Here is an 18,770-nt window from a genome sequence, read left to right as displayed (position 1 = left end):
TGCGCATCCCGGCCCCCGTCAGGGGCGGATCTCGACCTGGGTGCCGATGGCGGTGGCGGCGAAGAGTTCGCGGATCTCGGCATCGGAGATCGCGATGCAGCCGGCCGTCCAGTCGCCCGGCAGCACCTCGCCTGCGGGGCGCTGGTTCGGCTGGCCGTGGATGAAGATGTCGCCGCCCGGATCGACGCCCGCCGCCGCCGCCCGCGCGCGGTCCTGCGGCTGCGGATAGTCGATCCCGAGGGACAGGTGATAGGCGCTGGCGTCATTGCGCCGGTCGATGCGGAAGACGCCCTCGGGGGTGCGTCCGTCGCCCTGACGGGCCTTGTCTCCATCCGGCGCGAAGCCAAGGGCGATGCGATAGCTCTTCACGGGCCGGCCATCGCGAAATGCGGTCAGTTGCCGGGCCGACTTTGCGATGAGAATGCGGTCGACCGGACCGGCCAGCGGCGCGCCCGGCGGGGCCGTGCCGGGTGCGGTGGGTGAGGGCCGCATCGGCGGCCTGACCACCTGCTGCGGCGGGGCCAGCATGACCCAGGCGGCCCAGGCCAGCCCGGCCAGGGTCAGCGCCCGGAACAGTCGTGCCGTCGGCCTCATTGCAGGTCCGCAAAGGCGTCGGTGAGGCGCGCCACCGCCTCGGCCACGCGGGCGCGCGGCGTGGCGATGTTGAAGCGCAGGAAACTGTCGCCGCCGGCGCCGAAGGTCGCCCCGTGGTTCGCGGCGATGCGGGCGGTCTTCTCGACGCGGGCGATGAATTCCGCCGGCGCCATGCCGGTGCCCGAGAAATCGACCCAGGAAAGGTAGGTCGCCTCCAGCGGCATCGAGCGCAGGCCGGGGATCGCGTTCACGCCCCGGTCGAACAGCCGGCGGTTGCCGTCGAGATAGGCAACCAGCGCATCCACCCATGCCGCGCCCTCGGGCGAATAGGCGGCGGCGACCATGTCCATGCCGAACATGCCGGGCGAGATCGCGCGGGCGGCCAGCGCTGCCCTGAACCTGGCTCGCAGGTCGTCGTCGGCGATGATCGCGTTGCCCAGATGCGCGCCGGCGATGTTGAAGGTCTTGGTCGCCGCGTTCAGCGTCACCAGCCGATTGGCGATCTCGGGTGCGGCGAGGGCGGTGACGGTATGGGCCGGCGCGCCCGGCATGACCAGGTCGCAATGCACCTCGTCCGACACCAGGATCAGGTCGTGGCGGCGGCAGAAGGCGGCGACCTCGCGCAGTTCGTCGGGCGTCCAGACCCGCCCGCCCGGATTGTGCGGCGAGCAGAGGATCAGCATCGTCTCGCGCCCGGTCATCATCGTTTCCCAGCGCGGCCAGTCCATGTGATAGCGGCCGTCGCGGTCGGCCAGCGGCAGTTCGAGCAGCGTCCGCCCCGTGGCGCGGACGATGCGGCCGAAGGCGTGATAGACCGGGCTCATCACCGCCACGCCGTCGCCGGGGCCGGTGCAGGCCTCGAGCGCCATCGCGACCCCATTGACCAGACCGGCACAGGTCAGCACCCAGCCGGGCCGGATGTCCCATCCGTGGCGGTTGGCCATCCACCAGCCGATCGCGGCCAGATAGGGCGCATGGGCGCCGGGATAGCCGTAGACGCCATGGGCCGCGACCGCCTCGACCGCGCGCTGCACGGCGGCGGGGGGGCGGAAATCCATGTCGGCCACCCACATCGCCAGCCCGTCATCCTCGGCCAAGACGCCATAGGCGGCCTGCATGTCGTCCCATTTCGAGCATAGGGTGCCGCGCCTGTCGATGATCTCGTCGAAATCGGGCTTGGTCATGGGGCCTCGCGTCGGGTGGGGGTCACGCCTTGCATACGCTGCTTGTTGCGTCAGGTGAAGGCATCGCCTAAATGCGCTGGCATGAGCATGCGACCGATCCTCATCCATCCTGATCCCCGCCTGAAGAAGGTGGCCGATCCCGTCGCCCGCATCACGCCCGAGATCGAGGCGCTGGCGGCGGACCTGCTGGCCACCATGTACGACGCGCCGGGCATCGGCCTGGCCGCGCCGCAGGTCGGCGTCGCCAGCCGCGTGTTCGTCATGGACGCCACCCGCGACCCCGAGGCCGAGCGGCAGCCGCTGGTGCTGGTCAACCCGCAGGTCACCTGGGCGTCCGACGAGACCAGCACCTATGACGAGGGCTGCCTGTCGATCCCGGACCAGTATGCCGAGGTGACGCGCCCGGCGCAGGTGCGGATGCGCTGGCTGGGGCTGGACGGCAAGACGCACGAGCAGGAATTCGACGGCCTCTGGGCGACCTGCGCCCAGCACGAGCTGGATCATCTGGACGGCATCCTGTTCATCGACCACCTGTCGGCGATCCGGCGGCAGATGATCACCCGGAAGATGGTCAAGCTGAAGCGGGACCGCGCGCGTGCCTGATCCGGGCGCCCGCGACTGGTGCCGGCCCGACCTTCCCGAGGGTCTGTCGGGGGGCGCGCCGCGGACCATCCTGATCCATCCCGACCCGATGCTGCGCGACCGTGCGCAGCCTGCCGGCATTCTGCCCGGCCCCGAACTGGCGCAGCTGGCCGCGGACTTGCTGGCGACCATGTATGGTGCGGGCGGGCGCGGTCTGGCGGCGCCGCAGATCGGCGTGCTGCGGCGGATCTTCGTGATGGATTGCGGCTGGAAGTCAGGCGATCCGCGGCCGTTGGTGATGCTGGATCCCGAGATCGTCGCCCGCTCGGACCGCATGGCCGTGGCGGCCGAGCAGTGCCTGTCGATCCCCGACCGGCCGGTCGAGGTGGCGCGCCCGGAAGAAGTCGTCATCACCTGGTACGATCTGGACGGCCGGCACCTGCGCCGCAGTCTCGACGCAACCGCCGCCCGGATCGCCCAGCACGAGCTGGATCACCTGCACGGCCGGCTGATCCTGGACTACCTGTGAGCCGGCGTGCCTTCCTGCCCTATGCGGATCCCCGGCTGCACAGGCCGGCCGCCCCGGTCGAGGCGGTGACCGATTCGATCCGGATGATCTGGGACGACATGATCGACACCATGGAGGCGATGCCGGGCGTGGGCCTTGCCGCGCCGCAGATCGGCATCATGCTGCGCCTTGCCGTGGTCGATGCCTCGCCGCAGCGCGGGCAGGCGGTGCGCATGGCCAATCCGCAGCTGCTGCATGTCAGCAGCCAGTTTCGCGACCACGAGGAGGCAAGCCCGAACCTGCCGGGCGTGTCAGCGGCGATCCGGCGCCCCCGTGCGGTGACGGTGCGCTTTCTCAACGACCGCGGTGTCAGCGAGGATCGCGATTTCGTCGGTCTCTGGGCGACAAGCGTGCAGCACCAGATCGACCATCTGGACGGGCGGATGTATGTCGATCACCTGACGGCCCTGCGGCGGAAGATGCTGGTGCAGAAATCGGCCAAGCTGGCGCGGCGCGGCTGACGCCGGGGGACTGCGCGTCCCCCGGACCCCCTGCGGGATATTTGCGCACAGAAGATGGAGGCGCGATGCGCGTTGTTTTCATGGGGACGCCCGCCTTTTCGGTGCCGGCGCTGCAGGCCCTCGCGGCCCGGCACGAGGTCGTGGCGGTCTATTCGCAGCCGCCGCGCGCTGCGGGGCGCGGGCAGCATCCGCGGCCCTCGGCGGTGCATGCCGCGGCGCTGGAGCTGGGGATCGAGGTGCGCACACCGCAGCGGTTGCGCGAGGTCGGCGTGCAGGCCGCCTTCGCGGCGCTGTCGGCGGATGTCGCGGTGGTCGTGGCCTACGGGCTGATCCTGCCGCAGCCGGCGCTGGATGCGCCGCGGTTCGGATGCCTGAACATCCATGCCTCGCTGCTGCCGCGCTGGCGGGGGGCGGCACCGATCCAGCGTGCGGTGATGGCCGGTGATGCCGAGACCGGCGTGGCGATCATGCAGATGGAGGCAGGCCTGGACACCGGCCCGATCCTGGCCGAGGCGCGCATGCCGATCGGCGCCGGGGACACCGCCGCAGACCTGCACGACCGGCTGGCAGGCATCGGGGCTGCGCTGGTCCTGCGGGTGCTGGATGGCCTGCCGATGCCGGCCCGCGCGCAGGATGAGGAGGGCGTTACCTATGCCGACAAGATCGACAAGGCCGAGGCGCGGATCGACTGGTCGCGACCGGCGGTCGAGGTCGACCGGCTGATCCGCGGCCTGTCGCCCTTTCCGGGCGCCTGGTGCGACATCGCAGGCGAGCGGGTCAAGCTTCTGCGCAGCCGCCTGGTCGAGGGAGGCGGCGCAGCCGGCGAGGTCCTGGGTGGCTTCCGCGTTGCTTGCGGCACCGGCGCCGTCGAGATCCTCTCGGCGCAGCGCTCGGGGCGAAAGCCGATGACGACCGGGGATCTGCTGCGCGGGTGGGCGCTGCCAGCGAGGCTGGGCTAGGGCCGGCGGCTGCCGGCCCTCGCGGTCGATCGCGGCGGGGCTTGCCCCGCCCGGCGGCCGCGAGCGCCGTCGCGGGACGCAAGCGGCCACGGCTGCCTCAGATGGCGCCGTGGCAGTGCTTGAACTTCTTGCCCGATCCGCAGGGGCAGGGGTCGTTGCGCGAGGGGTTTCCCCAGGTCGCGGCATCGGCCTCGTCGAATCCCTCGACAAGCGCGGTGGGCCGATCCGCATCGTCGTCGGACTGACGCTCGGCGCCATGCTCCATCGTCAGATGCGCCTGCGCCTCTTTCTGTTGCGCCGCCATCTGGCGCAGCATCTCCTCGCGCTCGGCCTCGGTCAGCGGGCGGATCTGCGCCAGGCGCTGCGTCACGTCGACGCGCAACCCGTCCAGCAGCGTCTCGAACAGCTGGAACGCCTCGGACTTGTATTCCGAGAGCGGGTCGCGCTGTGCATAGCCGCGAAATCCCACCACCGAGCGCAGGTGTTCCAGCGTCACCAGATGCTCGCGCCACTTCTGGTCGATCATCTGCAACAGCACCTGCTTCTCGATCTGGCGCATGTTCTCGGCGCCGAAGGCGGCGGCCTTTTCGGCCATGTAGGTGTCGGTCGCGGCCTCGATCCGTTCGCGCACGACCTCCTGGTCGACGCCTTCCTCGTCCGCCCAGGCGGCGATCGGCAGGTTCATGTTCAGCCGTTCGCGCACGGCGACTGTCAGGCCGTCGGCATCCCACTGGTCGGCATAGGATTTCGGCGGCATGAAGTCGTCGACCAGATCCTCGATCACCTGATGGCGCATGTCGGTCGCGATCTGGTCGACCTCCTCGCTGTCCATGATCTCGCGGCGCTGTCCGAAGATGGCCTTGCGCTGGTCGTTCATCACGTCGTCGAATTTCAGCAGCTGCTTGCGGATGTCGAAGTTGCGGCCCTCGACCTTCGCCTGGGCGCGCTCCAGCGACTTGTTGACCCAGGGGTGGACGATCGCCTCGCCCTCTTTCATGCCCAGCTTGGACAGCACCGAATCCAGGCGTTCCGACCCGAAGATCCGCATCAGGTCGTCATCCAGCGACAGGAAGAACAGCGACCGGCCCGGATCGCCCTGACGGCCCGAACGGCCGCGCAGCTGGTTGTCGATGCGGCGGGATTCATGGCGTTCGGTGCCCAGCACGAACAATCCGCCGGCATCCAGCACCGCCTGCTTGTCGGTGGCATGGCCGGCCTCGATCCGGGCGCGCAACTCGTCGGGCTGCGCCTCGGGATCGGCCTTCAGCGCCTCCATCACCTTCATCTCGACATTGCCGCCCAGCTGGATGTCGGTGCCCCGCCCGGCCATGTTCGTGGCGATGGTCACCGCGCCCGGCTTGCCGGCATCGGCGACGATCTGGGCCTCGGCTTCGTGCTGGCGGGCGTTCAGCACGTTGTGCGGCACGCCATCCTTCTTCAGCAGTTCGGACAGCATCTCGGATTTCTCGATGCTGGTGGTGCCGACCAGGGTCGGCTGGCCCTTGGCATGGGCCTCCTTGATCGCCTCGATCACGGCGGAATATTTTTCCATTGCCGTGCGATAGACGCGGTCATGTTCGTCCAGCCGCTGGATCGGCCGGTTGGTCGGCACCTCGACGACGCCCAGCCGGTAGATCTCGGCGAATTCGTCGGCCTCGGTCGAGGCGGTGCCGGTCATCCCCGCCAGCTTCTCGTAGAGGCGGAAATAGTTCTGGAAGGTGACGCTGGCCAGCGTCACGTTCTCGGGCTGGATCGCCACTCCTTCCTTGGCCTCGATGGCCTGGTGCAGCCCGTCCGACAGGCGGCGGCCCTTCATCATCCGGCCGGTGAATTCGTCAATCAGCATCACCTCGCCGTCGCGAACCATGTAGTGCTGATCCTTCAGGAACAGCTTGTGGGCGCGCAGCGCCTGGCTGGCATGGTGGACGATGGTGGTCGATTCCGGGTCATAAAGCGTCTGTCCCTCGGGCAGCACGCCATCGGCCCAGAGCCGCTGTTCGAGAAACTCGTTGCCCTCTTCGGTGAAGGTCGCGTTGCGGGCCTTTTCGTCCAGCTTGTAATGCTCGGGCGTCAGCAGCGGCACATAGCGGTCCAGCACGCGGTACAGCTCGCTGCGGTCCTGCGACGGTCCCGAGATGATCAGCGGCGTCCGCGCCTCGTCGATCAGGATGCTGTCCACCTCGTCGACGATGGCGAAATTGTGACCGCGCTGCACCATCTCGGCGACGCTGCCCTTCATGTTGTCGCGCAGATAGTCGAAGCCAAGCTCGTTATTGGTGGCATAGGTCACGTCGCAGGCATAAGCCGCGCGCTTCTCGGCCTCGGGCTGGAAGGGCACCACCACGCCGCAGCTCATGCCCAGTGCGGCATAGACCTTGGACATCCACTCCGCATCACGCCGGGCGAGGTAATCGTTGACGGTCACCACATGCACGCCCTTGCCCGCGAGGGCGTTCAGATAGGCGGGGAAGGTCGCGACCAGTGTCTTGCCCTCGCCGGTCTTCATCTCGGCGATATTGCCCTGATGCAGGAACACCCCGCCCATCAGCTGCACGTCGAAGGCGCGCAGGCCAAGCGCGCGTCGCGCCGCCTCGCGGCAGTTGGCGAAGGCCTCGGGCAGGATCGCGTCAAGGCTCTCCCCGGCTTCGATGCGCTGGCGCAGCTGCTGCGTCCGGTCGATCAGCCCCTGGTCGGGCAGCGCCTGGAACCCGGGCTCGAGCGCGTTGATCCTGGCGACCAGCGGGCGGGTCGACTTCACCTTGCGGTCATTGGGCGTGCCAAAGACCTTCTTCGCCATAGTTCCGATGCCCAGCATAATACCTTCGCAATCACGTTGTTGGGAAAGCCCGTCACGGGTGGGCCACTTGCCCCGGCCTTCCGCATTGCCGTATCAGGGGCCTGAACGAAACGCGGCGGCGGCGCCTTCCACGGTTGCCGGGGGATGTATGCCTCGCCCGCCTCACTGTCAACGCTGGCCCGCCGCGAACCGCGCGTCGGTCCATGACCTGAAAAGGATCTTCCATGCTCAAGACCTCGATTCTGGCGCTGCTGGTGGCGGCCGCGCCGCTGATCGCGCCGGCCGCCGCGCTGGCGCAGGACAAGGGCGCCGATACCGTGGTCGCGACCGTGAACGGCCAGACGATCACGCTTGGCCAGATGATCGTCATGAAGCAGTCGGTGCAGGACCCGCAGATGGCCGGGCTGCCGGACCAGGCGCTTTGGGACATGATGCTGGACCAGCTGATCCGCCAGACCGCCGTGGCCGAGACCGGCGCCGAGAACGCGGGCGTGCGCGCCCAGCTGGAACTGCAGCGCCGCAACACCCTTGCGACCGCCGCCGTGACGCAGGTTGCCGAGGCCGAGCCGACCGAGGCCGAGATCACGGCGACTTACGAAAAGCTGTTCGCCTCGACCGATCCGGTCACCGAATATTCGGCCGCCCATATCCTGGTCGAGACCGAAGAGGCCGCGAAGGCCGTCAAGGCGCAGCTGGACGAGGGCGCCGACTTCGGGACGCTGGCCGAGGAACGCTCGACCGGGCCAAGTGGTCCGAACAAGGGCGATCTGGGCTGGTTCAGTGCCGACCAGATGGTGCCGCCCTTTGCCGAGGCGGTGAAGGCTATGGAAAAGGGCGCCATATCCGACCCGGTCAAGACCGATTTCGGCTGGCATGTCATCAAGTTGAACGACACCCGCCTGCGCGAGGCGCCGCCCCTGGACGAGGTGCGCGATCAGGTCGCGCAGATGGTGCGCCGCGACAAGGTCGAGGCCGAGATCGAGCGCGTGATGGGCGAGGCCAAGGTCGAAAAGACCGAGGGCGTCGATCCGTCGCTGATGAACCAGACCGATCTGCTGGAGGCCGAGTGATGGGCAAGGCGGGGCTTGCGGTCTCGCCGCTGGCGCCGGCGCGATTTCCCGACCTGCCGGTGATCGACGGCGTCGATTTCGCCAGCGGCGCCGCCGGCATCAAGTATCAGGGCCGCACCGATGTCACGCTGATCCGCGTGGCGCCGGGCGCGACCCTGGCAGGGGCCTTCACCCGGTCGACGACCCGCGCCGCCTGCGTTCTGGACAACCAGGCCAAGCTGGCCGCGGGCGGCGATGCGCCCGACGGCGCGGCGATCATCGTCAATTCGGGCAACGCCAACGCCTTCACCGGGGCGCGTGGTCAGGCCTCGGTCGATGCGGTGACGGGGGCGGTCGCCGCGGCGCTGGGCATGCCCGCCGGACAGGTCTTTTCCTCGTCGACCGGGGTGATCGGCGAGCCGCTGCCGCATGACCGGATCGTCGCCATCATCGACGATCTGGCCCGGGGCCTGGATGGCGGCGGCATCGCGGACGCCGCGCGGGCGATCATGACCACCGACACCTTTCCGAAGGGCGCCTCGGCCGTGGTCGAGGGCGAGGGCGGGCAGATCCGCATCGCCGGCATCGCCAAGGGATCGGGGATGATCGCGCCGGACATGGCGACGATGCTCGTTTATCTGTTCACCGACGCGACCATCGCCGCGCCGCTGTTGCAGCAGGCGCTGTCATCGGGCCTCGATGCAACCTTCAACGCGATCACGGTGGACAGCGACACCTCGACCTCGGACGCGCTGATCCTGGCCGCGACGGGGCGCAGCCCGGCGGCGCCGATCACCGCGCTGGACGGCGGCGTCGGGGCAGGCTTCGTCGCGGCGCTGCACGGGGTCATGCGCGATCTGGCCCAGCTGGTCGTGCGCGACGGCGAGGGGGCCACGAAATTCGTCGAGGTGGCGGTGACCGGCGCCGCATCCCAGGGCGATGCCCACAAGGTCGCCATGGCCATCGCCAATTCGCCGCTGGTCAAGACCGCCATCGCCGGCGAGGACGCCAATTGGGGCCGCATCGTCGCCGCGGTCGGCAAGTCCGGCGCCGAGGCCGACCGCGACCGGCTGACCATCCGCTTCGGCGACATGGTTCTGGCCGAGAATGGCTGGCGCGCGCCGGACTATGACGAGGTAGCGGCCAGCGCCTACATGAAGAACCGGGATCTGCGGATCGCGGTTGATCTGGGGCTGGGGCAGGGCGCGCGCACCGTCTGGACCTGCGACCTGACCCACGGCTATATCGACATCAACGCCGATTACCGCTCGTGACGAAGACGGTCCTGGTCGCGGCCGTCGCGCTGATCGATCCCGATGGGCGGGTGCTGCTGGCACAGCGCCCCGAGGGCAAACCGATGGCCGGGCTGTGGGAATTTCCGGGTGGCAAGGTCGAGACGGGCGAGACGCCCGAGGCCGCCCTTATCCGCGAGTTGCGCGAGGAACTGGGCATCGAGACCTGGAACTCCTGCCTGGCACCCCTGACCTTCGCCAGTCACGGCTATGAGACCTTCCATCTGCTGATGCCTGTCTTTGCCTGCCGGCGCTGGCAAGGCGTCGTCCGTCCGCTGGAGGGGCAGGCGCTGGCCTGGGTCCGCGCCCGCGACCTGCGCGACTATCCGATGCCCCCCGCCGACATCCCGCTGATCCCGGCGCTGCAGATGTGGCTTTAGGGCCGCATCTGCCCGCCATCCATCAGCATATCGCGCCCATGTTCCGCATAATACTCAGGTCTTGCTTCAATTTTAACCAATTCGTGACAGCCTTGCCATGTGAGGGAAGGAGGACTTGACATGATTCGCACCATTGCCATCGGGCGATATATCTCGGTTCAGGGGCTGTTCGAGCGACTGGCGCCGAACGGGAACATCGTGATCCGGGTCGGCGCACGCACCTTTGTCGGCAGGCCGATCGGCGCCTGACCGCGCCGGTCGCAAGCTCGTCGCAGGCCACCGCCCGCCGGCTGGCGCGGCGCTGACCTGCAAGGGCGGCCGTTCGGGCCCTTGCCGCCGACCGTGCCGGATGCAGGCAGCGGCCGGTGGCGGCTCGGAAAGCCGGCCTACGGGAAGAACGGAAACAGCATCGGCAGCAGCGTCATGCTGACGACGCTGGACACCAGGATCAGCGGCAGGCCGGCCCGCGCGTAATCCTTGAAGCTGTAGCCCCCGGGCCCCAGCACCATCACGTTGGCGGGCATCCCGATCGGCGTCGCATAGGCCAGCGAGCCGCCAATGACGATGGCCATCAGGACCGCGCGCGGATCCGCGCCGATCGTGGTCGAGATCGACAGCCCGATCGGCACCAGCAGCGCCGTCGTCGCGGTGTTCGACATGAAGTTCGTCAGCGCGACGGCCAGCAGGAAGATCACCAGCATGATGACGAACATCGGCGTGTCGGGGCCCGGCACGCCCAGCACCGCATTCGCGACGGCCGTGCCGGCGCCGGTGGTTTCCATCGCGGTGGCAAGCGACAGGATCCCGCCGAACAGGAAGATCGTGCGGGCATCGATGGACTGGTAGGCCTGCCTCTCGCTGACCACGCCCAGCATCACCAGCACGATCGCGCCGATCGCGCCGGTGATGTGCAGGCGGATGCCGATCTGGCGTTCGAACACCATGCCGATCACGGTGACGATCAGCACCACAAGCGCGACCGTCTTCTTCCAGCGGGCGACCTCTGGGCCTGTCGTCCCTTGCCCGACCCCGCGGATTTCGTCATCGACCCGGTGGACGGGCAGCAGCCGAAAGCCGATGGTGGCCATGAACAGGATGCCGGCCAGCAGCATCGGCAGGCCGATATAGCCATATTCGAAGAAGCCGAAGCGCAGCCCCCCGGGTTCCAGCGCGGCCTGGGCGATCAGGTTGCCCGGCGCGCCGATCAGGCTGAGATTGCCGCCCATCGCCGCGGCGAAGACGATCGGCAGCAGCAATCGCGACCGCGCGAAGCCCGACCTGGCGGCGATGCCGATGACCACCGGGATCAGCACGGCCGCCGTGCCGGTGTTCGACAGCAGGCCCGACATCAGCCCGGTGATCAGCATGATCGCGACTATCAACTGCCGTTCGGTGCGCGCAAAGCGGGTCACCAGCCCGCCGATCTCGCTGGCCATGCCGGTCTGGAACAGGGCGCCGCCAATGACGAACATGGCGACGAACAGGATGACGTTGCTGTTGACGAAGCCCTCGAAGGCCTCGGCGGGGCTGAGAACCCCGGTCAGCGTCAGGCAGACGCAGACGATCATCGCGGTCAGGGCCAGCGGGATCCGCTCCCAGACGAACATGATGATAGCGAACAGCAGAAGCAGAAGTGTGATTGTCGTGGGACTCATCATTCCCCTCCCCGGGAAACGGAGGCGATCGGGCGATCGCGGCCGGTTGTGCCATTGGAGCGATGGCCGAGGCAGTCCGCTGGCCGCATCGGGGCAGGACGCAGCAGCACCATCGCCGGCGCGACCGGATGGCCGCCCGCCGGTGGGGCCGCTGGCCTGACACCGGGAAAGGTGCCCGCGTCACGGATGCCGGTTGATGTCGGGAATCCTCCTCCGAAGGCCCCCGGCGAGATGCCCGTGGAGACCTCGCCTGCGGATCAGCATCGTCACCGCGATGCCGAAATCCAATCGCTGCGGGATTATATACAGTTCTGCGCCAATGCTCAGGCGGTGATCTCGATCTCGGCGAGGTTGGCGTCAAGCAGCGCCAGCAGCGCATCGCGGCGCTCGTCCCGGGTGCCGCGCGCCCAGGCTGCGGCCAGGATCAGCTTGCTGCGGCTGAGCCCGTCGGGCACCGCCAGCGGCACGAAGGCCACACCGGGCACCGCGATGCGCGACACCCATCGCGGCACGATGGCAAGCCCGGCGCCGATCGCGACCAGGCTGACGATCGTGTGCTTTTCCTCGGCCACCTGCGCGATCCGCGCGCTGAGTCCCGCATCGGTGAACAACCGGATCGTCAGGTCGTGCGAATGCGGCCGCGACCGCCGGTCCGGCACGATCAGCGGCAGGTTCGCAAGATCCTGGATCGACAGCTGCGGGCGGTCGGCAAGCGGGTGGTCGCCGGGCAGGGCGACCACCGCGCTTTCGAAGAACAGCGTCCGGAAATGGATGCGCGGGTCGCGGATGTCGGGTGGCCGGCAGAAGGCGATGTCGATCCTGCCGCTGAGGACCCGCGGCAGCAGGTGGATGGTCTTCTGCTCGACCAGCTGGATCTCGATCCGGGGGTGATGCCGCCTCATCAGCTGCATCAGCTGCGGCATCAGCCCGCTGGCGGCGCTGTCGATCGCGCCGACCCGCAGCACCGCGCTTTCGCTGCGGCGCATGCCCAGAAGCCTGGCTTCGAACCGGTCGGCCTGGGCGATCAGCGCGCGGGCATCCTCGACAATGGCTGCCCCGGCCTCGGTCAGGCTGACATTGCGGGTGGTGCGCAGGAACAGCCGCGTCTCGAACCGTTCCTCCAGCAGGCGGATCTGGCGGCCAAGCGAGGCGGGCAGCATGTCCAGCGATTTCGCCGCACGTCCGAAATGCAGCTCCTCGGCGACGGCCAGAAAGCATCTGATCTGCACAAGGTCCATGATCCGCCCTGCCATGCCGAATTGACGCGACTCTGTATATAATCCCACGCAAGTTGTCCCCATGGCAACCGCGCCGCTAAACTCGGTCAGGTGCATGCCAAGGGGCGTCGCGATTGGGGGGACTGACCATGAGCGAAGACCATTCCGACGACGCGCCCGGTCCGCTTCAGCCACGCGAGGAATCGACCATGAAAACATACAAGATCGCCGCAATTCCGGCCGACGGCATCGGCCCAGAAGTCATCGCCGCCGGCCTGCAGGCGCTGGACTCGCTGGCCCGCCGCGATGGCGGCTTTGCCTTCGACGTGACCGAGTTCGACTGGAGCTCGGATCGCTACAGGAAGACCGGCGCGCTGATGCCCGAGGACGGGCCCGCGCAGTTGAAGCCCTTCGACGCGATCTTCTTCGGCGCGGTCGGCGCGCCCGACGTGCCCGATCATATCACCCTGTGGGGCCTGCGCCTGCCGATCTGCCAGGGCTTCGACCAATATGCGAATGTGCGTCCGACCAGGATCCTGCCGGGCATCCAGTCGCCGCTGGCGGGCGTAGGCCCCGGAGACCTGGACTGGGTGATCGTGCGCGAGAATTCCGAGGGCGAGTATTCCGGCCATGGCGGCCGCGCCCACAGGGGCCAGCCCGAGGAGGTCGGCACCGAGGTCGCGATCTTTACCCGCGTCGGCGTGACCCGCATCATGCGATATGCCTTCAAGCTGGCCCAGTCGCGGCCGCGCAAGCTGCTGACGGTGGTGACAAAGTCGAACGCCCAGCGCTTCGGCATGGTGATGTGGGACGAGATCGCCGCCGAGGTGGCGACCGAATTTCCCGATGTCACCTGGGACAAGATGCTGGTCGACGCGATGACCGTTCGGATGGTCAAGAACCCGCAAAGCCTCGACACCATCGTCGCCACCAACCTGCATGCCGACATCCTGTCGGATCTGGCCGGCGCGCTGGCTGGCAGCCTGGGCGTGGCGCCCACCGGCAACATCGACCCCGAACGACGGTATCCCTCGATGTTCGAGCCGATCCACGGCTCGGCCTTCGACATCACCGGAAAGGGCATCGCGAACCCGGTCGCGACCTTCTGGACCGCCGCGCAGATGCTGGAGCATCTGGGCGAGGCGGACGCCGCCAGACGCCTGATGCGCGCCGTCGAGAAGGTCTGCGCCGATGGGATCATGACACCCGATGTCGGCGGCAAGGCCACCACCCGCGAGGTCACGGACGCCGTCTGCGACGCGATCCGCGGCGACAACATCTGAGGCCGCGATGCAGAACGACGACGCCCGAAACCTGCTGCTGGGCATGATGCAGGCCGCCATCGCCGCCGCGGACCCCGCCACGGTCCTCGCCCGGCATCTTCCCGCAAAGCCCGCGGGGCGCTGCATCGTGGTGGGGGCGGGCAAGTCCGCCGCCGCCATGGCGCTGGCGGTCGAGACGGCCTGGCCCGATGTGGACCTGTCGGGCGTGGTCGTCACCCGCTATGGCCACACCGTGCCCACCCGGCGGATCGCGGTGCGGCAGGCGGCGCATCCCGTGCCGGACCGGGCCGGGCTTGACGCCGCCGGTGCCATCCTGCGCGCCGCCGAACAGGCTGGGCCCGAGGATCTGGTGCTGGCGCTGATCTCGGGCGGCGGTTCGGCGCTGATGAGCCTGCCGGTCGACCCGCTGACGCTGGACGACAAGATCGCCGTCAACCGGCTGCTGCTGGCCTCGGGGCTTGCCATCGACGACATGAACCGCATCCGGCGCCGGCTGTCGCGGCTGAAGGGCGGCGGGCTGGCCCGCGCCGCCGCGCCGGCGCGGCTGGTGACGCTGGCGATCTCGGACGTGCCGGGGGACGATCCGGCGGCGATCGCCCCGGGGCCTACGGTCCCCGATCCCACCGCGACCGAGGATCTGTCGCACCTGGTCGAGACGCTGGGTCCGGCCCTGCCCGATGCCGCGCGCCGGATCCTGCTGGCGCCGGGCCGGCCGCAGGACCCCTTCACGGTGGATTACCGCCTGATCGCCACGCCGCAGATGTCGCTGCAGGCCGCGGCCGAGGTGGCGCGGGCGGCCGGGGTAACGCCGGTGCTGCTGGGCGATGCCTTGGAGGGCGAGGCCGCCCAGATGGGCGTGGTCATGGCGGGCATCGCGCGCGCCGTCGCGACCCATGGCACCCCCGCCCGGGCCCCGGCCGTGCTGCTGTCTGGCGGCGAGGGCACGGTGACGTTGGGCGGCAAAAGCCCCGGACGCGGCGGCCGCAACACCGAGTTCCTCCTGGCGCTGGCGCAGGCCCTGCAGGGCCATGCCGGGATCCATGCGCTTGCCGTGGACACCGACGGCATCGACGGAACCGAGGATGCGGCCGGGGCGATCATCGCGCCCGCGACGCTTGCGACCGCGCGCGAGGCCGGGCTGGATCCGCGCCGGTATCTTGCGGGCCATGACAGCTACAGCTTCTTCGATGCGGCCGGCGCGCTGCTGCGCACCGGGCCGACCCTGACGAATGTCAATGATTTCCGGGCGATCCTCGTCCTCTGACCGGCCAAGGCGCGTCCATGCGGCGACAGCCTGCGCCTGAATGACGGCATGATGACCATGCCGCAAGGCACGAGTGATGGCAGCCCGCCGCGACCGGCCGGCCGGGGGCGCTGCGGCGGCCGCATCGGGGTGCGGTCCGGCCTGCGCTTCGGATCAATCGGGCCGCACGACCGGGAACCGGGGGGTGCGCCTGGCCGGATCGGCCGGCGCATCCGCTGACGTGCGGCGGGGGTTGCCTAGCTTCCCAGCATCTCGGGCTGTTCGCGGCGCAGCCTTTCGAGCGTCTCGTTGATGCGCCCCAGATGCGCGCGGATCGCGGCGACGCCCTGTTCGGCGTCGCGTGCGCGCAGCGCCGACAGGATCTCGCGATGTTCCTGCATCGCGTTCGTGGCGTTGTACGACAGCGACATGTATCGTGCGCGATCCATGTGTCCCTTGTTGTCCTTGACCAGCGTCCACACGAAGCCCAACCCCGACAGCGCACAGATGTCGTGGTGGAACTGTTCGTCCAGCGCGTGGAAGGCGCGGCGGTCATCGGCGGCGATGGCCTCGGCCTGGCGGGCGATCAGCAGGTCCAGCCGGGCGTGATCCGCCGGGCCCAGCAGATGCGCCGCCTCGCGGATGCAGGCGATCTCCAGCGCCTCGCGGATGAAATGCGCCTGCCGGATCGCCTCTTCCGAGATCCGCGTGACGACGGTGGCGCGCTGCGGGCGAATGACGATGAACCCCTGTTGCGACAGCCGGTAGAAGGCGTCGCGCACCGGCTGTCGCGAGACGCCCATCTGGGCTGCCACCTCGGCCTCGGACAGCCTCGCGCCGGGGGGCAGGGTCAGGTTGATGACCCGTTCGTAAAGCGCCTCGTAGATCTGGTCGGTCACGGAGGGGGGCCGGATCTCGTCGAGGCTGGGCAGAAGGGCGGCGGCGTTCTCTGGCTGAGGCATGGCGACATCCCCGGATTGACCTGCATTGCAAACTAACATATTAGACGACTAGATGTGATGCAAGGCGATTCGAGTCGGAGGGGGCGATAATGGCATTGCTGGACGAGAACCGGTTGCTTCCCGTCGACAGCGCGACGCGCCGGGTTGCGCGCGACCTCTACGATGCGGTGCGCGACCTGCCGATCGTCAGCCCGCATGGCCACACCGATCCGCGCTGGTTCGCTGAGGACCAGCCCTTCCCGGACCCCGCCCGGCTGTTCGTGACCCCCGATCACTATGTCTTCCGGATGCTGGCCTCTCAGGGGGTGCCGCTGACCGATCTGGGCGTTCCGCGCGTCGATGGCGGCCCGACCGAGACCGATGGCCGCAGGATCTGGCGGCTGTTCGCGGGCCATTACCACCTGTTCCGCGGAACGCCGTCGCGGCTCTGGCTGGACCATGCCTTCCAGGAGGTGTTCGGGATCGACCGGCGCCTCGGCGCCGAGACCGCGGACTGGTATTACGATCACATCGCCGACTGCCTCGCCCGTCCCGAATTCCGTCCCCGCGCGCTGTTCAAGCAATTCAACATCGAGGCCATCGCGACGACCGAGGCGGCGACGGACGATCTGCGCTGGCACCGGATGATCCGCGAATCGGGCTGGGATGGCCGGGTGATCACCGCTTATCGCCCGGACGGGGTCATCGATCCCGACATGGCGGATTTTGCCGACAATGTCGCCCTGTTTGGCGAACAGACCGGCTGCGACACGACCACATGGACGGGCTATCTGGATGCGCATCGCGCAAGGCGGGCCTTCTTCATTGCGCATGGCGCGACCTCGTCGGATCACGGCCATGCCAGCGCCCGCACCGAGGACCTTCCGCAGGCCGAGGCCGCCGCGCTGTTCGCCAGGGCCCTGGCCGGCACCTGCACGGCGCAGGAGGCCGACGCCTTCCGCGGCCAGATGCTGACCGAAATGGCGCGGATGAGCCTTGATGACGGTCTGGTCATGCAGATCCATCCGGGTGCCCGCCGGAACCATTCCGATCAGGTCATGGCGACCTTCGGGCGCGACAAGGGCTTCGACATCCCCGGCCGCACCGATTACGTCACCGCGCTGCGGCCGCTGCTGAATGCGGTGGGAATGCGCCCCGACCTGACGGTGATCCTGTTCACGCTGGACGAGACCTCCTATGCGCGCGAACTGGCGCCGCTGGCCGGCGCCTGGCCCTGCCTGCGGCTGGGGCCGGCTTGGTGGTTCCACGACAGCCCCGAGGGGATGCGCCGGTTCCGCGAGATGACGACCGAAACCGCGGGCTTCTATAACACCGTCGGCTTCAACGACGACACCCGTGCCTTCTGTTCGATCCCGGCGCGTCACGATGTGGCGCGGCGGGTGGACTGCGCCTGGCTGGCCGATCTGGTCATGTCGGGCAGACTGGCGGCGGACGAGGCCCCCGAGGTCGCCCACGACCTGGCCTGTCGCCTTGCCAGGCACGCCTACCGACTTTGAACTTCAGACAGGGAGGATAACAACATGAAGTTCCTGACAACCACTCTGGCCGGGCTACTGGCCTCGGCCGCGCTGGTCTCGGCCGCTGCCGCCGCCGAATGCGAGGTGACGCTGCGCTCCTCGGACACCCATCCCGACGGCTATCCCACCGTCGAGGGGGTCAAGGCGATGGCCGCCGAGGTGAAGGACAAGACCGAAGGTCGCGTCTGCATCGAGGTGTTCCCCTCGTCGCAACTGGGCGAGGAAAAGGACACCATCGAGCAGACTCAGTTCGGCGTCATCGACATGGTGCGCGCCTCGTTCGGGTCGTTCAACGACATCGTGCCCGTCACGCAGCTGCTGTCTCTGCCCTATCTGTTCCGCTCCGAGGATCACCTGCACAAGGTCATGGACGGCCCGATCGGCGACGAGATCGGCGAGGCCTTCGCCGAACGCGACCTGATCGCGCTGGCCTATTACGATGGCGGTGCGCGCAGCTTCTACAACAGCCAGAAGCCCATCAAGTCGATAGAGGACCTGAAGGGCATGAAGTTCCGCGTCATGCAGAACGACGTGTTCGTGGACATGATGGCCGCGCTTGGCGCCAATGCCACGCCGATGCCCTATGGCGAGGTCTATTCGGCGATCCAGACCGGCGTCATCGACGGCGCCGAGAACAACTATCCCAGCTATGACAGCTCGGGTCATGCCGAGGTGGCGAAGTATTTCACCCTGGACCAGCACCTGATGGTGCCGGAACTGGTCGCCATGTCGAAGCTCAGCTGGGAGAAGCTGTCGCCCGAGGATCAGGCAATCCTGCGCGAGGCCGCGCGCAACTCGGCCCAGGTGCAGCGCAAGCTGTGGGCCGATCAGGAAAAGGCATCCGAGGAAAAGGTCATCGCCGCCGGGTCCGAGGTCATCAAGGACATCGACAAGACGCCGTTCATCGAGGCGATGGTGCCGGTCTACGACAAGTATGTGACCACCCCGGAAGCCAAGGACCTGGTCCAGCGGATCCAGGCGACCGAGTAAGCGACGGGCCGCCCGCGCGGGTCGCGGGCGGCCTTGC

At 68.5% G+C, this 18,770-nt stretch carries 18 protein-coding genes; 12 read left to right on the top strand and 6 right to left on the bottom strand.

Going from position 1 to position 18,770, the window contains the following annotated elements:
- Window positions 1–18: 18 nt before the first annotated feature.
- Both Q5Y72_RS09340 and Q5Y72_RS09335 read right to left on the bottom strand, forming a co-directional pair.
- Window positions 19–594, bottom strand: a complete 576-nt coding sequence (locus tag Q5Y72_RS09340) for a L,D-transpeptidase family protein (protein ID WP_371930799.1) — start codon at window positions 592–594, stop codon at window positions 19–21.
- Window positions 591–1,778, bottom strand: a complete 1,188-nt coding sequence (locus Q5Y72_RS09335) for a MalY/PatB family protein (RefSeq protein ID WP_305963149.1) — start codon at window positions 1,776–1,778, stop codon at window positions 591–593. The genes Q5Y72_RS09340 and Q5Y72_RS09335 overlap by 4 nt, the downstream gene beginning before the upstream one ends.
- An 81-nt stretch (window positions 1,779–1,859) precedes the next feature.
- On the opposite strand from Q5Y72_RS09335, the gene def (Q5Y72_RS09330) reads away from it, so the two are divergent.
- The 4 genes from def (Q5Y72_RS09330) (at window position 1,860) to fmt (ending at window position 4,348) form a co-directional block, all read left to right on the top strand.
- The gene (gene def / locus Q5Y72_RS09330) at window positions 1,860–2,381 is read left to right on the top strand and encodes a peptide deformylase (protein ID WP_305963148.1); all 522 of its coding nucleotides are present in this window, start codon (window positions 1,860–1,862) and stop codon (window positions 2,379–2,381) included.
- Window positions 2,374–2,889 carry a peptide deformylase gene (gene def, locus Q5Y72_RS09325; RefSeq protein ID WP_305963147.1) on the top strand — a complete coding sequence of 172 codons (516 nt, stop codon included), beginning with the start codon at window positions 2,374–2,376 and terminating at the stop codon, window positions 2,887–2,889. Before def (Q5Y72_RS09330) ends, def (Q5Y72_RS09325) begins: the two co-directional genes overlap by 8 nt.
- Window positions 2,886–3,389, top strand: a complete 504-nt coding sequence (def, locus tag Q5Y72_RS09320) for a peptide deformylase (protein WP_305963146.1) — start codon at window positions 2,886–2,888, stop codon at window positions 3,387–3,389. The genes def (Q5Y72_RS09325) and def (Q5Y72_RS09320) overlap by 4 nt, the downstream gene beginning before the upstream one ends.
- 65 nt (window positions 3,390–3,454) lie before the next feature.
- Window positions 3,455–4,348: a methionyl-tRNA formyltransferase gene (gene fmt, locus Q5Y72_RS09315; RefSeq protein ID WP_305963145.1), complete on the top strand. Its 894-nt coding sequence runs from the start codon at window positions 3,455–3,457 to the stop codon at window positions 4,346–4,348.
- A 97-nt stretch (window positions 4,349–4,445) separates the two neighbouring features.
- On the opposite strand, the gene secA is transcribed toward fmt, so the two are convergent.
- Entirely contained in the window at window positions 4,446–7,163 is a 2,718-nt protein-coding gene (gene secA / locus Q5Y72_RS09310; protein ID WP_305963144.1) for a preprotein translocase subunit SecA, read from the bottom strand.
- Between the two features lie 206 nt (window positions 7,164–7,369).
- Here secA and Q5Y72_RS09305 point away from each other — a divergent pair, with 206 nt between their 5' ends.
- The 4 genes from Q5Y72_RS09305 to Q5Y72_RS09290 all read left to right on the top strand — a co-directional run bounded on the left by Q5Y72_RS09305 (window position 7,370) and on the right by Q5Y72_RS09290 (window position 10,115).
- A complete protein-coding gene (locus tag Q5Y72_RS09305) occupies window positions 7,370–8,215 on the top strand; it encodes a peptidylprolyl isomerase (protein ID WP_305963143.1) in 846 nt (281 codons plus the stop codon).
- Window positions 8,215–9,468 carry a bifunctional glutamate N-acetyltransferase/amino-acid acetyltransferase ArgJ gene (argJ, locus tag Q5Y72_RS09300; protein WP_305963142.1) on the top strand — a complete coding sequence of 418 codons (1,254 nt, stop codon included), beginning with the start codon at window positions 8,215–8,217 and terminating at the stop codon, window positions 9,466–9,468. The genes Q5Y72_RS09305 and argJ overlap by 1 nt, the downstream gene beginning before the upstream one ends.
- Window positions 9,465–9,866, top strand: a complete 402-nt coding sequence (locus Q5Y72_RS09295) for a (deoxy)nucleoside triphosphate pyrophosphohydrolase (RefSeq protein WP_305963141.1) — start codon at window positions 9,465–9,467, stop codon at window positions 9,864–9,866. The genes argJ and Q5Y72_RS09295 overlap by 4 nt, the downstream gene beginning before the upstream one ends.
- Window positions 9,867–9,986: 120 nt before the next feature.
- A complete protein-coding gene (locus Q5Y72_RS09290) occupies window positions 9,987–10,115 on the top strand; it encodes a hypothetical protein (protein WP_305963140.1) in 129 nt (42 codons plus the stop codon).
- 137 nt (window positions 10,116–10,252) lie between these two features.
- Here Q5Y72_RS09290 and Q5Y72_RS09285 read toward each other — a convergent pair whose 3' ends face one another.
- Both Q5Y72_RS09285 and Q5Y72_RS09280 read right to left on the bottom strand, forming a co-directional pair.
- Entirely contained in the window at window positions 10,253–11,521 is a 1,269-nt protein-coding gene (locus Q5Y72_RS09285) for an SLC13 family permease (RefSeq protein WP_305963139.1), read from the bottom strand.
- 323 nt (window positions 11,522–11,844) lie between these two features.
- Window positions 11,845–12,759, bottom strand: coding sequence for a LysR family transcriptional regulator (locus tag Q5Y72_RS09280; RefSeq protein WP_305963138.1), 915 nt, complete (start codon window positions 12,757–12,759; stop codon window positions 11,845–11,847).
- 188 nt (window positions 12,760–12,947) lie between these two features.
- Here Q5Y72_RS09280 and Q5Y72_RS09275 point away from each other — a divergent pair, with 188 nt between their 5' ends.
- On the top strand, window positions 12,948–14,021 hold the full coding sequence (locus Q5Y72_RS09275; RefSeq protein WP_305963137.1) for a tartrate dehydrogenase: 1,074 nt from the start codon (window positions 12,948–12,950) through the stop codon (window positions 14,019–14,021).
- A 7-nt stretch (window positions 14,022–14,028) separates the two neighbouring features.
- Complete coding sequence (locus Q5Y72_RS09270) at window positions 14,029–15,285, top strand: glycerate kinase type-2 family protein (RefSeq protein ID WP_305963136.1); 1,257 nt, start codon at window positions 14,029–14,031, stop codon at window positions 15,283–15,285.
- 236 nt (window positions 15,286–15,521) lie between these two features.
- On the opposite strand, the gene Q5Y72_RS09265 is transcribed toward Q5Y72_RS09270, so the two are convergent.
- Window positions 15,522–16,226 (bottom strand): GntR family transcriptional regulator, encoded by a 705-nt coding sequence (locus Q5Y72_RS09265; protein WP_305963135.1) that lies wholly within the window; start codon window positions 16,224–16,226, stop codon window positions 15,522–15,524.
- A gap of 89 nt (window positions 16,227–16,315) precedes the next feature.
- On the opposite strand from Q5Y72_RS09265, the gene uxaC reads away from it, so the two are divergent.
- A complete protein-coding gene (gene uxaC / locus Q5Y72_RS09260; protein WP_305963134.1) occupies window positions 16,316–17,722 on the top strand; it encodes a glucuronate isomerase in 1,407 nt (468 codons plus the stop codon).
- A 24-nt stretch (window positions 17,723–17,746) separates the two neighbouring features.
- Entirely contained in the window at window positions 17,747–18,733 is a 987-nt protein-coding gene (locus tag Q5Y72_RS09255) for a TRAP transporter substrate-binding protein (RefSeq protein WP_305963133.1), read from the top strand.
- Window positions 18,734–18,770: the final 37 nt, after the last annotated feature.

The sequence above is a fragment of the Paracoccus spongiarum genome, assembly GCF_030732095.1.
GTDB lineage: Bacteria > Pseudomonadota > Alphaproteobacteria > Rhodobacterales > Rhodobacteraceae > Paracoccus > Paracoccus spongiarum.
Note: the sequence above shows the minus strand (reverse complement) of the source record. Positions and strands in the feature narration are given on the sequence as shown.

Coding starts and splice junctions, on each gene's coding strand:
- argJ (WP_305963142.1), top strand. CDS start 8,215: ATGGGCAAGGCGGGGCTTGCGGTCTCGCCGCTGGCGCCGGCGCGATTT.
- Q5Y72_RS09335 (WP_305963149.1), bottom strand. CDS start 1,778: ATGACCAAGCCCGATTTCGACGAGATCATCGACAGGCGCGGCACCCTA.
- Q5Y72_RS09275 (WP_305963137.1), top strand. CDS start 12,948: ATGAAAACATACAAGATCGCCGCAATTCCGGCCGACGGCATCGGCCCA.
- Q5Y72_RS09340 (WP_371930799.1), bottom strand. CDS start 594: ATGAGGCCGACGGCACGACTGTTCCGGGCGCTGACCCTGGCCGGGCTG.
- Q5Y72_RS09255 (WP_305963133.1), top strand. CDS start 17,747: ATGAAGTTCCTGACAACCACTCTGGCCGGGCTACTGGCCTCGGCCGCG.
- Q5Y72_RS09285 (WP_305963139.1), bottom strand. CDS start 11,521: ATGAGTCCCACGACAATCACACTTCTGCTTCTGCTGTTCGCTATCATC.
- Q5Y72_RS09265 (WP_305963135.1), bottom strand. CDS start 16,226: ATGCCTCAGCCAGAGAACGCCGCCGCCCTTCTGCCCAGCCTCGACGAG.
- fmt (WP_305963145.1), top strand. CDS start 3,455: ATGCGCGTTGTTTTCATGGGGACGCCCGCCTTTTCGGTGCCGGCGCTG.
- Q5Y72_RS09280 (WP_305963138.1), bottom strand. CDS start 12,759: ATGGACCTTGTGCAGATCAGATGCTTTCTGGCCGTCGCCGAGGAGCTG.
- Q5Y72_RS09305 (WP_305963143.1), top strand. CDS start 7,370: ATGCTCAAGACCTCGATTCTGGCGCTGCTGGTGGCGGCCGCGCCGCTG.
- def (WP_305963148.1), top strand. CDS start 1,860: ATGAGCATGCGACCGATCCTCATCCATCCTGATCCCCGCCTGAAGAAG.
- secA (WP_305963144.1), bottom strand. CDS start 7,163: ATGCTGGGCATCGGAACTATGGCGAAGAAGGTCTTTGGCACGCCCAAT.
- Q5Y72_RS09270 (WP_305963136.1), top strand. CDS start 14,029: ATGCAGAACGACGACGCCCGAAACCTGCTGCTGGGCATGATGCAGGCC.
- Q5Y72_RS09290 (WP_305963140.1), top strand. CDS start 9,987: ATGATTCGCACCATTGCCATCGGGCGATATATCTCGGTTCAGGGGCTG.
- uxaC (WP_305963134.1), top strand. CDS start 16,316: ATGGCATTGCTGGACGAGAACCGGTTGCTTCCCGTCGACAGCGCGACG.